The organism is Vibrio sp. ER1A (assembly GCF_000733315.1).
Lineage (GTDB): Bacteria > Pseudomonadota > Gammaproteobacteria > Enterobacterales > Vibrionaceae > Vibrio > Vibrio mediterranei.
In genome coordinates, this window is record NZ_JPJA01000086.1 from 1,277,604 (window position 1) to 1,292,168 (window position 14,565).

13 protein-coding genes are annotated in these 14,565 nt (G+C 44.7%); 2 read left to right on the forward strand and 11 right to left on the reverse strand.

What is annotated here, in order from left to right; translation table 11 throughout:
- Positions 1-21: 21 nt before the first annotated feature.
- From HW45_RS12800 to yjjG, 5 genes are all read right to left on the reverse strand, one after another.
- Positions 22-2,178 carry a cytochrome c gene (locus tag HW45_RS12800; protein ID WP_038227258.1) on the reverse strand — a complete coding sequence of 719 codons (2,157 nt, stop codon included), beginning with the start codon at positions 2,176-2,178 and terminating at the stop codon, positions 22-24.
- Entirely contained in the window at positions 2,175-2,786 is a 612-nt protein-coding gene (locus HW45_RS12805) for a cbb3-type cytochrome c oxidase subunit II (protein ID WP_006069308.1), read from the reverse strand. Before HW45_RS12805 ends, HW45_RS12800 begins: the two co-directional genes overlap by 4 nt.
- A 1-nt stretch (position 2,787) precedes the next feature.
- The gene (ccoN, locus tag HW45_RS12810) at positions 2,788-4,197 is read right to left on the reverse strand and encodes a cytochrome-c oxidase, cbb3-type subunit I (RefSeq protein WP_038227261.1); all 1,410 of its coding nucleotides are present in this window, start codon (positions 4,195-4,197) and stop codon (positions 2,788-2,790) included.
- 11 nt (positions 4,198-4,208) lie between these two features.
- The gene (locus tag HW45_RS12815) at positions 4,209-4,553 is read right to left on the reverse strand and encodes a c-type cytochrome (RefSeq protein ID WP_038227262.1); all 345 of its coding nucleotides are present in this window, start codon (positions 4,551-4,553) and stop codon (positions 4,209-4,211) included.
- Positions 4,554-4,831: 278 nt separating this feature from the next.
- Positions 4,832-5,506: a pyrimidine 5'-nucleotidase gene (gene yjjG, locus HW45_RS12820; protein ID WP_038227263.1), complete on the reverse strand. Its 675-nt coding sequence runs from the start codon at positions 5,504-5,506 to the stop codon at positions 4,832-4,834.
- A 193-nt stretch (positions 5,507-5,699) separates the two neighbouring features.
- Here yjjG and HW45_RS29990 point away from each other — a divergent pair, with 193 nt between their 5' ends.
- Both HW45_RS29990 and HW45_RS12825 read left to right on the forward strand, forming a co-directional pair.
- Positions 5,700-5,879, forward strand: coding sequence for a hypothetical protein (locus HW45_RS29990; RefSeq protein ID WP_081411508.1), 180 nt, complete (start codon positions 5,700-5,702; stop codon positions 5,877-5,879).
- Positions 5,880-5,892: 13 nt separating this feature from the next.
- Positions 5,893-7,101: an MFS transporter gene (locus tag HW45_RS12825; protein ID WP_038227264.1), complete on the forward strand. Its 1,209-nt coding sequence runs from the start codon at positions 5,893-5,895 to the stop codon at positions 7,099-7,101.
- A 379-nt stretch (positions 7,102-7,480) separates the two neighbouring features.
- On the opposite strand, the gene HW45_RS12830 is transcribed toward HW45_RS12825, so the two are convergent.
- From HW45_RS12830 to HW45_RS12855, 6 genes are all read right to left on the reverse strand, one after another.
- Entirely contained in the window at positions 7,481-9,304 is a 1,824-nt protein-coding gene (locus HW45_RS12830) for a bifunctional sugar phosphate isomerase/epimerase/4-hydroxyphenylpyruvate dioxygenase family protein (RefSeq protein WP_038227267.1), read from the reverse strand.
- 9 nt (positions 9,305-9,313) lie between these two features.
- Positions 9,314-10,387, reverse strand: coding sequence for a Gfo/Idh/MocA family protein (locus tag HW45_RS12835; RefSeq protein WP_038227268.1), 1,074 nt, complete (start codon positions 10,385-10,387; stop codon positions 9,314-9,316).
- 46 nt (positions 10,388-10,433) lie between these two features.
- Complete coding sequence (locus tag HW45_RS12840) at positions 10,434-11,360, reverse strand: AEC family transporter (RefSeq protein WP_038227269.1); 927 nt, start codon at positions 11,358-11,360, stop codon at positions 10,434-10,436.
- 9 nt (positions 11,361-11,369) lie between these two features.
- Positions 11,370-12,635 (reverse strand): TRAP transporter large permease, encoded by a 1,266-nt coding sequence (locus HW45_RS12845; RefSeq protein ID WP_038227270.1) that lies wholly within the window; start codon positions 12,633-12,635, stop codon positions 11,370-11,372.
- Positions 12,636-12,644: 9 nt separating this feature from the next.
- Positions 12,645-13,142 (reverse strand): TRAP transporter small permease, encoded by a 498-nt coding sequence (locus HW45_RS12850; RefSeq protein WP_038227271.1) that lies wholly within the window; start codon positions 13,140-13,142, stop codon positions 12,645-12,647.
- A gap of 62 nt (positions 13,143-13,204) precedes the next feature.
- Entirely contained in the window at positions 13,205-14,209 is a 1,005-nt protein-coding gene (locus tag HW45_RS12855) for a TRAP transporter substrate-binding protein (RefSeq protein ID WP_038227274.1), read from the reverse strand.
- Positions 14,210-14,565 lie beyond the last annotated feature (356 nt).

Here is a 14,565-nt window from a genome sequence, read left to right on the forward strand (position 1 = left end):
TTATCAATCCAGATGCACACGTTAGTTTACATTGATCCTGCCGTCGCGCTCATCATACATATCAGGAGTAACGTGAAGACCACCCGAGTATCCGGCTTTTTCCAGCATTTCGCGCACTTCTTTCACATCATTTGCAGTAACAACGTCTTCTCTAGCACCTAAATATAACCTTACGAAGGTGATCAATTCTGCTAGTCGTGTATCCGACAATACGTCCTCGAAACTTGCCATAGGCATAAAGTTTCTGTCCTTATCAATGTACGTTGGCTGAAGTCCGCGAATCGTTACTGCAATCGTGTTGAATGGATCACTGTGCATAATGATGCCATTGTTAAGTAGTGTTGGAGCGATAGGATCACGCCCCTTACCATCTTCCCCATGACATGCTCCACATGTTTGGTTGTAAGTGGTATAGATGTCCGCAGCGTAGGCCGCCTCATCAAAGCCCGTTGGTTGTAACTGCACCGCATTTTCATCAATGAAATTATTAGTGTCTCCGCTCAACAGATAGTAAGACATGGACTCAATGTCTTCGCGAGTCATAAGGCTCAGACTGTTTTTGATCACATCTGCCATACCTGCAAATGCCGTCCCTTTTGAGGAGTGACCGGTATGAAGGAAGTCTGTCAGACTTTGAATATCCCAACCGTCAACGTATAGCTCAGTAGCAGTAATATTTGGAGCATTCCAGCCATCGATTAAATTGCCCTGGAAGATCCTGTCGTTTTCAAGCGCTTGAGCGATGTTCCTTGGTGTATGACATTCGGAGCAATGCCCTAATCCCGCTACCCAATATTTGCCAAGCTGCCATTTATCTACATCATCTACTTTATCTTTAAGCTCATCAGGTACTTGGTAATCAATTGGCGTTCTATCCGCAAATACAATGTCCCAACCAAGTAAACCAAGTCGGATATTTGAAGGAAACATCATCTTATTGGGATCGTTTTTGCGAGCAACCGACACAATGGACTGCATGTATTCCCACAGATCGCGCATATCCTGCTCATTAACGTACTGGTAGGAGGTAAATGGCATCGCGGGATACAAGTAGCCATGTTGGCCTTTGCCATCGACCAACGCTGCACGGAAGTCTTCGTAGTCGTAACTACCTATGCCTTCTGAAACGTGGGGTGTTATGTTGGTCGAATAAATGGTGCCGAAAGGTGTAACGAATGGCAGACCACCAGCAAACGGTTCTCCTCCTTCAGCACTATGGCAGGCGACGCAATCACCTGCATGCGCGAGGTACTCCCCACGCTCCACTGACGGCGCATCAAGCTTGGCAAGTCGGGAGTTGTTGTCCAACCGCGCTTTGGTTATGTATGCACCAATAGCCAGAATTTCATTCTGAGAAAGCTGCTGTCCAAAGGCTGGCATAACATTGTTTAGGCCTGCACGAATGGTGTGCTGGATTTCCTCAATGCTGCCACCATGTAACCAGATATTGTCAGCGAGATCAGGCACGCCTTGTTCTATATTGGGACCACTGCCATCCCCATGACACGAAGCACAATGTTGTATAAACAGCTCTTTCCCTAATTGGACTTTGATTTCAGGCACGTCGGTATGACGTTGATTTAGTGAAGCTAAGTAATACGATATTTTGGAGATTTCATCCGGTCGCAATACATCAATCCACCCTGGCATTGCTCCATTTCGACCTAACTCTATAGAGTGGATAATTGCAGCATCCGATCCACCATACAGCCACTCATTATCGATAAGATTTGGAAAGTGTTTCGCACCTTGCGCATTGTCACGATGACACGCAGCACAATGAGTCTGAAACAGCATACGTCCAGATTTCACTATATTTGGCTCATTCGCTAAGGCCAATAACGAGTCATCAGTAAGTCCGGAAAACTGCTGCGCTAGTGTGGTATTTGGACGACTCAGTTTATCGTTAGCTTGGTCGTAATCCATCAGCCCTCTCCAACTGCCGACTCCGGGATACAAGATCAGGTAACCAACAGAAATGGCAAATGCAACAAAATACGAAACAAACAACAATTTTGGTGGCGGCGCATCGTTCTCATCAATGCCATCAAAGGTATCTAACACTCTGTCTTTGTCAGCTTTGTGATTGTTGCGCCAGTACTTAACGACCACCAGCACCATTAGGATGAAAAATACAACAGTGCCGACAGCAGCCCAAAGGCTCCAAAAATGACTCATTGTCCATCCTCCTCTGCAGTATCTACACCCAAACTTTGAAGGTAGTGAATCAGTGCTTCACCTTTTGTTTTTCCTCTCACTTGCAGTCGAGCATTGGCAATTTCATCATCAGTATAAGGAACACCTAAGAACCTAAGGGTTTCCATTTTCTCTGTGATGTCATCTCCCGTCAGAACCTGTTCGAACAACCAAGGGTAAGCAGGCATAATGGAAGTAGGCACAACTCTGCGAGGGTCTATTAGATGTATTAGGTGCCACTGGTCAGAGTATTTTCGCCCGAGATTAGTCAAATCGGGTCCCGTGCGCTTCGAGCCCCATAAGTTGGGAAACTCATAGATGTCATCTGGCTCTTGGTTAGCCCTGCCGTTTCGCTTCATTTCGGGCTCAAGCGGCCTCACCATTTGAGTGTGACAGACATGGCATCCTTCGCTGATATAGATATCACGACCAGCCACTTGGATCGCCGTAAGCGGTTTGGCAGTGCTGTTCGCAACAAGCTCCGGTGTTCGCAGTAAGTTTGGAAGTACCCATACTAAAATAGAGAACGACGCGACCACTATGGTAGAGACAATTAATATGAAGACTGACTTGGTAAAATCTGCACTCATGTTAAGCCTCCTTTGCGATTAACGACGTTGGCATTTTGACGGTCTTGTATATGTTTACAGCCATGAGCAGCAAACCAAGCACAAACAGCGCACCGCCAAAGAATCGAAGGAATAACCAAGGTGCTTTAAAGTTCATCGCTTCCACAAAGCTGTATACCAATTCACCATTATCGCTTTGTGCTAACCACATATAACCCTCACCTATACCTGCTACCCAAAGCGAAATGGCATAGATAGCGACACCAGCATGAGCAAGCCAGAAGTGCCACTTTATGAGACGCGGCGACCACAATTCTGTTTTCCCCCATAGTCGAGGAATGAAATAATAGAATACCGCTATACCCGACATTCCAACCCATCCAAGAGCCGCTGAGTGAACATGCCCTATAATCCACTCAGTGTTGTGTGCAACCATGTTGAACCAACGAATCGCGAGTAAAGGCCCCTCAAATGTCGCCAAGCAGTAGTAAAGAATGGCTGAGAAGAAGAACAGCATGATGTAGTCAGATTTGAGCTTTTGTTTGTTCTGAAGCAAGGTCATGGCACTGTTAAATGCGCCCCCCCAAGAAGGTAACCAGAGGATCAAGGACATCACTATACCGATGTTCTGAACCCACACAGGTACAGAAGAGTAGACCAAGTGGTGAGTACCCGCCCAAGTATAAAATCCGACCAAGCCCCAGAAATGAATTATGGACAAACGATAAGAGTAAATCGGACGTTCAGACACTTTTGGGATGAAATAGTAGTTCATGCCAATGATGCCGGCAGTGAGCAAGAAACCAACGGCATTATGTCCCCACCACCACTGTACGATGGCATCCTGCGCACCTGCGAAGACAGAATAGGATTTCATTAATGAGGCGGGCATCGCGAGGTTATTGACGATAAATATCATCGCAATAACAATAATGAATGCTGCAAAGAACCAGTTAGCAACGAAGATATGAGAAACTTTCCTTTTCGCTATGGTTCCAAAAAAGAGCACAGCATAAAGCACCCAAACTAAGACAATGAGAATATCAATCGGCCACTCGAGCTCCGCATATTCTTTTGAAGTTGTATAGCCAAGAGGCAATGAAATCAGTGCAAGCAACAGCACTAATTGCCAACCCCAAAAGACCATCCAGGCAAGGCTCTTGTTGAAAATCTCACACTGCCCAGTTCGTTGAACAATGTAGAGCGAGGTCCCCATTAAGATATTGACCACGAAGCCGTAGATAACGCCTGAAGTATGAAGCGGTCTAAGTCGTCCAAACTGGAAATACTCGGAATCAAGGTTGAGCGCAGGCCAATAGAGCTGAGCTGCCAAGATAACGCCAATTGTCATGCCCGCCACAGCCCAAATCAACGAGGCGATGATGAAGTATCGAACAACTTTAGTGCTGTAGTTAGGAGATGTCGTATCCATAAAAGCTCTCCTTATTGTTTAGCATCATCAGAGCCAAGTTGAGAGTAATAATAAGCAATGTCGGAGATGTCTTGTTCGCTCAAAGCATCAGCTTGCTGCTGCATAAGGACAGCGAGTCCCCCTGAACGTTCTCTAGTTTGATAACTGCGAAGCGAGGTCATGAGATACCCCATTTTTTGACCCCGCAGATTTGGATAGGATTCAATGCTGGATATGCCGTCGGCGCCGTGGCAGGTCATACAAACTTTTGCTTTCTGTTCTCCAACTTTGAAGCGTTCATCTGCATGAGTGAAATAAGAAGCACTGAGTGCTCCGAGAAAACAAAGTAAGGGTATGGAAGAGACATATTTACCCATGACACAATTCCTTATGTGGCCTGTGTGATAAAGCTACTGCGTTACTTCAACTTTATTCGTCTGTATAAAATCTAGCCGATTCAGTACGTTGTTAGTGTTGAATGGCACTCTAGGGTGCCAAGAAACGTTGCTCTAGTAACTCCTACGCCTACTTGTACGGTGTGGCGCAATAAATGGGGCAAACTTTAGTTGTCTCTAAAACATAGGAAGGGTAAAGCGGATATTCAAATATTGAGTGGGATTAAATCGCCTTCGCAATTGACGAAGGCGAATGGAGTTTAGGCAAACAAGGTGGTTTTTAACTCAGCAAGAGACGTTACTTCGTAATGAGGTGCAATACCTTCTGGTCGCGGATAACCTTGTGTATTTAACCAACAGGTTTCGATACCAAAGTTAAGCCCACCGAGTACATCGGAATCAGGGTTATCACCAACCATCAGTATCTTTGATTTACTCGGGAGGCCCATTAATTGGTGAGCGTGCTGAAAGATACCGTAGTCAGGCTTCGCCACACCTACTTCTTCCGAGATAACCACATGCTCGAAGTAGTCACTTAATCCAGTACGCTCAAGACGAATCGCTTGTAGTTCCGTAAAACCGTTGGTAATGATGCCAAGTTTGGCTTGACCATTTAATGCATCGAGTAGCTCCTTCGCACCCGGCAGCAAGGTACAAATATCAGCCATAGCTTCTAAAAATGCACTGTTCATTTCTAGCGGAGTGATACCAAGCTTAGTCGCCCAACCTTCAAAGCGAATATGTTTGAGTTGTTCTGCGGTGATTTTTCCGTCTTGGTAATCAACCCATAATGGTTTATTAACCAACTGATACTCTTCGTAATCATCACGAGAGAAGTTTACGCCAAAACGTTCAAACATTAGTTTCATACCACCAAAAGAATCAAAGTGGAACAAGGTTTCGTCGGCGTCAAACAAGATCCAATCGTACTTCATTTTTTGTTTTCCATTCTATTTACCGCGAGATTATATACCTAACTCAACTCACGGTGCATCTTGAGATTGTCACTCTCCGTGACAGACTTCGAATACATGCATGCTATGCATAGATTAATTCACAAAATGTCATTTGAGTCATTCAAACCAGATCATTACACTTCGCGCTCTTTTTAAACCACTATTGAGCGTCATGTTTTCACAATCCATTTTTGCTCAACTCGTGAGAATGTTGTTGCTGTTGGTTATCACCCTAACCGCAGTGCACCACTCTCCTGTATTGCTGGACCTTATTGCAAAACAGGCAGTGCATACTGGGTGCCACCAACAGAATCCAACCGATCCTATGGATCATTCTCATCACCATCATTAGAGCGTAATTATTAATGAGTATTTTTCGTTTTCCCCCATTAGTTTGGTTGGGTATCGGCATCTTGATTGTCAGCTTGGGTATACGACAATCATTCGGTATTTTCATGATGCCTATTTCCGAGCACTTCGAAACAGGGCGAGAGTTCTTTAGTTTTGCGATCGCATTGCAAAACCTTTTGTTTGGCCTTTTCCAACCCTTTGTCGGGATGGCTGCAGATAAATGGGGTTCAAAACGCATTATTTTAATCGGTGCTATCGCCTATGCATTAGGTCTCTATCTGACCTCAATAACGAATGAAACCAGTGTTCTTTATCTATCACTAGGTGCGCTTGTTGGTCTAGGTTTGAGCGCGACAAGCTACGTCATCATTCTAGGAGCAGTCGCGAAAGTCGTACCGGCGGAACACGCCGCAAAAGCATTTGGCTTAACCACAGCGGCCGGATCATTCGGTATGTTTGCCATGATCCCAGGTGCTCAATTAATGTTGGATGACATGGGTTGGCAAGGTGCATTACAAGGTTTTGCTGCCTTGTGCACTCTGATGGTTGCGTTTTCACTATTTATGAAATCCTCACGTCAAAATAACGCAGGTAAAACACCGATTGAAGACAACGAGCTAACGCTAAAACAAGCACTAAAAGAAGCATTTCATCACAAAGGTTATTGGTTAATTCATGCTGGCTTCTTTGTTTGTGGCTTTCATGTGATGTTTATTGCTACGCACTTGCCAAGTTATCTTGCCGACAAGAACCTGCCAGCAAACAGCGCAGCCCTTGCGCTTGCCTACGTCGGTATTTTCAATATCTTTGGTTCGTATTTTTGGGGGCTAATGGGTGACAAATACAGTAAGCGCCATGTCATGTCGATGCTGTATTTATTCAGAACAGTAGTAATTGCTGCTTTCGTTTCACTTCCCGTAACAGAGTACACAGCGGCGTGGTTTGGTGGTGCGATTGGCTTCTGCTGGCTTGGCACAGTACCACTTACTTCGGGTTTAGTTCGTCAGATTTTTGGTGCTCGCTATCTTTCTACTCTTTACGGTTTGGTGTTCTTCACGCACCAAGTGGGAAGCTTTTTAGGGGCGTGGGCTGGTGGTCGGATTTACGACTACTATGGTTCCTACGAACCGATTTGGTGGTCGACAGTAGTCCTAGCCTTTGTTGCAGCACTGATTCACTTGCCGATAAATGACAAGCCATTACGCGTCGCCGCTACTGCTTAATTGAAAAAAAACACATGTAACTAAAAGTTAGATTTAAAATCTTAGAAAACCCGTGACATCCGGCCTCAGAGCCAATCATCTAACTTTTTGCTTGTTTTGACTCATAGCTAATGAGTGCTGTGAGTCATTAACTTAAATCAAATTAAACGTTATAACATGTAAATTTTAAGGGCATGGTAAAGGTAAGTAACAACTTCAAGATCAATAAACTTACCAGACCTAGGTGGTGACTCAGTCTCACGCTGCGGGGAAAGAATGTTGAGCTAGTTCAGCTTTAAAGCTGACTAGTGTAATCACCCTCAGTGTCAATAAGTAAAAGTTGATCAGCACCCGATTAAAAGCACCAATCAACCCTCACTCTTCTACTGTCACTCAAGTATTAATCGCTGTACGACTGAGACGCTAAGCGAATGAACGCATTGGTTTCACCATACTTTTTATACTCATCGACTCTCTGTAGCACTTCGAAGAACAGACCATTCACTTCTTTTGTATAGAAATGGAAAAGACTGCCCGTTTCATCTTCGGTGTACAGAATGTTGTTGTGCTTCAGCTTTTCAATCAATTCATCATCGAGATCATATTGTGCTTGTATGTCGAGATAATAGTTGGTGGGGATCTTCAGCTGATAGATAGGCGAAAGGTTCTCTACTGCTTTGAATATGTCTTTACACTCCAAAGCAACTTGGTTGATACTCGCACCATTAGAATCATTAAGAAACCTCTGCGCAGAAGTACGCTTAGCATTGGTTGTGTTTAATGCAATCTTAATCTTCTCGTTCGGGCTTTTGATGGTTCGGCTAGTAATCAACCCGTTAATATCGGGTAGATCAAAGCTCTCTTCAGGAACAAAGCCAAAGATAGATTTGTAGAAAAATAGGTTCGACAATAACGTATCCGGAGACACGACCTGACCAATGTGGTCGATGCGTAATAAGTTGTCATTGACGGCCTGCGATGGCTCTACAGGGACAAAATCGACGTCGTAGAATTTCTCAGCATGATTTTCATCCAGTAAATGAATCATAAGATGACTTGAGCTTTTTAACGTTGGAATGTCTAATTCATTTTCCTGGCGCGCCTGGAATATCGCTGGGCTATTATAGCGTTTTGCCAACTCCACCAATCGGTCTGAATCTTTGGTCAAGACGCCCAAGGCACATACCGACTCACCATGCCCCTCAAGGTAGCTTTGCGCATTACTGTTCTTCTCGTAATTGAAGATCAGATTGATGTCCCCTATCTGATAAAGGTCGACATTTTTGCTTTTATGGTTGTGCGTTTTTTGGAAACCAAGCGACTCAATTACATCAGTAAACGGGTTATCCTCTCGATCTTTGACAGCAAACTCAATGAAACTTAGGTCAGACACACTCGGCATTTCAAATAAGTTGTCTGTTTGGTCTTCTAGCCATTTCAGAGAACGAACGCCATCAACGGCCTTCTCTTTAGGGGAAGAGGCTCGAAACTCATCATTAAACACTTCGTGTGAGAGGTAGTCGTCATACCCTTTGTCCTTCAGCGTCTTCACAAAGTCTATGACCGGGAAGTCTCCTTGTCCTGGGAAGCATCGGTAATGTCGGCTGTATTGCAAAATATCCATTTGCATTTTTGGCGCATCGGCGACTTGAACCAGAGCAATCTTTTCTACCGGAATATCATTACGTAATGTGTCTAACGTGTTGCCGCGTGCGAACATATGGAAGGTATCAAGCACGACACCAAGATTGGGGTGGTTCACCATGTTCACCAAATTCCATGCGTCATCGTAGTCAGCAATATGACGTCCCCATGCCAGCGCCTCATAACCAAGCTCCAAGTCTTCACGCTTAGCCAGTTCGGCCAACACGTAAAGATCTTCCGCGCAGCGGTCTAAGTTATTTGTGGAACGCGGGTGCACGTTACTGCACATCATAAGGCGTTTGGTGCCAAGCTGGTGTGCGAGATCCATTTTGCGCTCCATCATTTTGTATTTCTTCTGGCGCAAACCATCTGGCATCCCTTCCATATCACGGAAAGGCTGAAGGACGAGAATGTCCAAGCCCATACTGTCGGCAATACGCTTTACATCGGAGGCAGAACCACGATATTGAGTCAGATCATTTTCAAAAATCTCGATAGCATGGAAACCTGCTTTTGCCGCTGCGTGCATCTTCTGCTCAAGGGTACCGGATAAACAAACCGTTGCGATTGAGTATTTCATTCTGAGCTCCTATTTATCGATTAATACAGATACATCTTGAACAGACACATACGCTTCTGTTTCTGTCGCCTTAATAATGGCGTCGACAACCAATAGGTTTTGCAGGCCATCATAAACACTCACGCGTGGGCTATTTTCATCGCCACGGATCAACGCACAAAAGTGTTCCAACTGACGTTTTAGTGGATCTTCTCTTGTTACTTCTTCCTGACGCTCCTCCATTGCATTCCACCATGACGGCGTAACTTCATTTTGGAATGACTTAATTTGCATGGTCGGGATGGACAACGAACCTTTGGTGCCCGCTACGTGGTAGCAATCTTCGGTCTCGTATGTCGCGTAGGACTTATTCTCTTGTGATGTTTGCTCCCAGCTTCGCGGGCTTGCTGAAGAGTCCGACAGTAAAAACGAGCCGAGTGTGCCGTTCGCAAATCGAAGCGAGATAGCCGTAGTATCTTCGACTTCAAATTCACGCGTTGCATTGGAGTTGAGCGCTTGAACGCCCACAATGTCACCCACTAAGTGACGGAGATTACCAATTTCATGGATCATATTAATAAGAATTGGGCCGCCGCCTTTTACTTTGCGCCATGGGCCTTCATCGTAGTAATAATCAGGCTTGTAAAACATCGCGCTGCCCATGATCGACACGGTTTTACCCAGCTCACCACTGTCGATAATAGATTTGGCTTTCTCAAGTAGAGGACTGTATGCACGGTGGTGGCCAACTAGCATTTTGGCCTCTTCACGCTTAGCATGTTTAAACAGCTCAATCGCATCATCAATGGAATCGGTCACCGGCTTCTCGACAATAGCAGGCACTCCAGCTTGGATACATTCATGGGCTTGAATCGCGTGTAGTCTATTTGGAGTGGCAAGAATGACGCCGTCGGGTTTGTCTTGCGCAAACAATTCCTCCAAGCTCGAGTAGACTTTCACGCCATATTCATCCGCGATCGCTTGGGCATTGGGAAACGGGTCAACAATGGCCGACAACGTCGATTGATTATTTTCCGACACAAGTTTGATGTGAGTTTTTCCGATCAAACCGGCTCCAGCAACAGCTATTTTAACTTGTTTCATGTTTTGACCTTTTATTTACGTTACGCGCTCTGGCGCGTGTTTATAGTTATGATGTGGTAAGTGAGATAACGACTGACAGCGAAAAGCCCGATGCAATTGTGGTGACGATCAACGTATTCAGGCAAAAGCGCTGCTGCTGATAACAGCCACCAAGAATCGGATAGATAGATAGCATTGGTGCGGCTGCAAAAATCAGTAATACGTATTGCATGTCCCCCTCAATCGGCAGTTGCGATAACAACATCAACACCACCAAGGGAAAGAAAACCAACTTCATAGACGATACAAATGCGATACGTTTATATTGCTCAAACTGCAGTGACTGCCCCAATGCCCCGCCTATGGCAAACAGCGCCAATGCCACCGATGTTTTTGCAAAAATGGATACGCTATCAGCAAAAAAATCGGGCAACGTGACACCGGTGATATTGACCATCAATGCAAACAGGATCGCCAAGATAATGGGGTTTTTAGACACGCGATCCAGCACGCCCATGACCTGAGTTTTCCAACTTGCGTTTTTGCCCTGAGCAAACTCCAATAGCACTAGACTGATGGGAATGAAGACTAAGTTCTCCACCAGCACGCACATTAAAAACGCTTCAACGTACTGACCGTTATAGAGCGAAAGAACAATGGGCAAACCCACAAATGCACTGTTAGGCATCCCGCTTCCTAGCCCGTTGATGTAACTCTCAGTCCAGTTAAACTTGAACATATAACGGCTTATCAGTATCGAAGCTGTCATCGACACCAAACCAGCAATGGCATAAATCAACATAAAGTTGAGGTCGATGACTTGAGTGAGTTCTATGCTTGTTAAACTGCTGATTATGACCGCTGGCAGTGAGACATAGAGCACGAACTTGCTGGTTTCTGCGATAAACTGCTGGCTAAAAAGCCGTTTTTTGATTGAGAGAAACCCTGCCACTACAATAAATATGAGTGGCAGTAATACTTCTAGAACAAACATTATTGGCGTCTAATACCCGAGCAATTGTGGTAAGAAGAGGACGCTCTGAGGCACGAAGGTAATAAAGAACAACACCAACACCTCAAGCAAAAATAACGGCATTACCTGCTTAGATATAGCGGCTATTCCCACCTTAGAAATCGTATTCGACACGAACAAACAGATACCCATTGGCGGCGTTATCAAACCAATCATCAGATTAAAAATCACCACAATGCCAAAATGGACCGGGTCGATACCGAAGCTCATTGCTATCGGGTGGAAGATTGGAATAAGAATCAGCATTGCAGCAATGCCTTCCAAAAATAATCCGACAACCAATAGGATGACATTAACCATGATGAGGAACATGATTGGGTCAGAAATCGTACTCAACACCTGTTGGCTAATAAACTGAGGAACCCGAGAGAATGTTAGTAGCCAGTTCGCGACAGACACAACAGCGATCAAAATCAACACAATGGAAGAGTCACGCATCGATCGCATAAATACTTCTGGTAAGTCTTTAATCGTGATCGATTTGTATAAGAACATACCCACAGATAACGCATAGAAAGCGGCAAAAGCTGCGGCTTCCGTTGGGGTAACCACTCCCAACAAAATAGAGCCAAGAATAAAGACTGGCATACTCAAAGGAACAAATGCTTTGACCAATGCTTTACGACGACTGGTTCTTTGGGCCGTACCAACAATGTTGTGCTTAGTGGCATAGAAGAACACGAAAGTAGACAGGGCGATGGCCGACAAAATACCCGGTACAATACCCGCTAGGAATAATGCAGGGACAGAAACACCACTGGCGATCAGTGCATAGATTATCACCGGAATACTTGGTGGGATCATAGGGCCGATAACCGATGAGGCTGCGGTCAGCGCAGAAGAAAACGCTTTGCTGTAGCCCTCTTTTTCCATTTGGGGAATAAACACGCGCCCTAGAGCTGATGTATCAGCGACAGCAGAACCCGAAATACCCGCAAACATGACAGAGGACCAAATATTCACTTGAGCGAGTCCGCCACGAAGGTGGCCAAACAACGCGTTAGCGAAGTCAATAATGCGATTTGTAATGCCACTTTTGTTCATCAACTCACCTGCCAAGACAAACAGAGGCACTGCAAGAATCGAAAATGAATCTAAACCGCTAAATATACGCTGAGCTACCAAGCTGATTGAGATAGGAGTGCTCGCTACGTAAAATGACATTGCCAGAATGATGGCAAATACCAGAGGAACACCAAATACGAGCATACCGCCCATTAAAGCTATTGATGGCATAGTAAATCCTTATACGTCACCTTGAGTTAAACGAGAAGAGGTCTGTTGATTACGCAGTACTTTCACATGTTCTGCCAAGCGTAATAGCGCTGAGACAATCAAACAAATGCCTCCCACCACTAACGCGGACTGAAAGTAATACATGTTCACACCGATCCCTGGAGACTCGATGCCGCCGCGCTTCATCACAAAAAGGTAACCGGAATACGTCATAACACCCGCACACACTAGTACTAAAATATCGACGATGACTTCTAGTGCTTTTTGAAACAAGCTTGATTTGATTGAGTCAAGGACAGCAAACTTAATGTGAAGCCCTTCTAAATAACACAGAGACGTTCCAAACATTACGCCGTAAATCATCGAGTATTTGCACAGTTCTTCACCCCATAAGATCGACGTATTAAAAAAATAGCGACTGATGGTTGTAATTAACATCACCAAAAACAGTACGAATAGTGATGAACCTGCACAAAACGCTAAGAGTTTTTTATACTGTTCCATCATGATTACCCTTCCCCTAGCAGAGAGCCGCGACACGACATTGCGTTGTGCCGCGGTAAATAGATTTACTTGCTTGCAGCCTCAACAGCCTGAAGCGCCCCATCAATCCATTTAGAGTCAACCGTACCTTCTAGCCATTTGATGACCGCAGGTTGCGTTTGATCGCGGAACTGTTTCTGCTGCTCTGGTGTTAGCGACGTAATCTTCATGCCTTTTTGAGCTAGTACCTCAAGCCCCTCTGCCGAGTTGACTTGCTGTATCGCACGGCCGACGGTTCCCGCGACATTGGACGCACGGTCAATGATGGCTCGGTCAGCATCAGATAGGCTCTGATAGAAATCCTCATTCATTAGCAAGAAATCGGTACCATAGACGTGGCCATCGAGTGTTATGTACTTTTGCAGCTCGTAGAACTTATTCGCACTAATAACACTAACTGGGTTTTCTTGACCGTCGATGACACCGGTTGTCAAAGCCGCTGGCACTTCTGGGAATGCAATTGGCGTAGGTTCTGCTTTTAGCGACTTGAGTAACTCTACGTACAACGGTGTTGTCATTACGCGAATTTTCAGACCTTGTAGATCATCTGGGGATTTGATCTCACGCTTTGAGTTTGTGAAGTGACGAAAACCCGTTTCACCATACGCTAAGTTACGTAAACCGGTTGTTTTAAGGCATTGCTCGCTCAGTTGCTGACCAAATTCTCCATCCAGCACTTCCCAGGCAACCGGTGCCGATGGGAAAAGATAAGGAATTTCTAGAACGTTGGCTTCTTTACAAAGCTTAGAGTAAGCCCCAGAAACCATCGCCATTGTCAGCATTCCCTCTTGGGCTGACTGTAGCAGTTCGGTCTCACCACCAAGCTGACCCGATGGATAGATGTTAACAGCGATTCGACCACCCGATTCCGCTTCAACGATATTCTTGAATACCTGAGTCGCAGCACCTTTCTTAGAGATAGTCCAATCTTGAGAGTCAACATGCCCAATCGAAATATCGATGTCAGCAGCGTGAGTGTTTACGGCGAAAGCCATAGATACGGCAAGGGATACAGTTTTTATAGTTTTCATCGGGTAGAACCTCCTGTTTCATTGCCGATAAAACTAACACTTGAATTTAACAAGTTAAAATTCACTTACTGAAAGCATTATTCAATAATTAGATAATTGTAGCTGTCACAATAATTAATTATAAACATTCACCCTATAAATAACATATATTTACAGTAGAGTATTTAAACTAAAAAACATCAATTAATTGTCATAAACACCAGAACACAAGCTATTCATTATGGAGAATCAAGTCACACTTTAGAAACAATGTAACGTTCTTAACTTCATCAAGCGCGCATTTTCCGTTACTAATAAGTCGTCAAATAAAGACACTGCGGTTTTAATAAGTATCTATATATCATTCTTATGTTTAC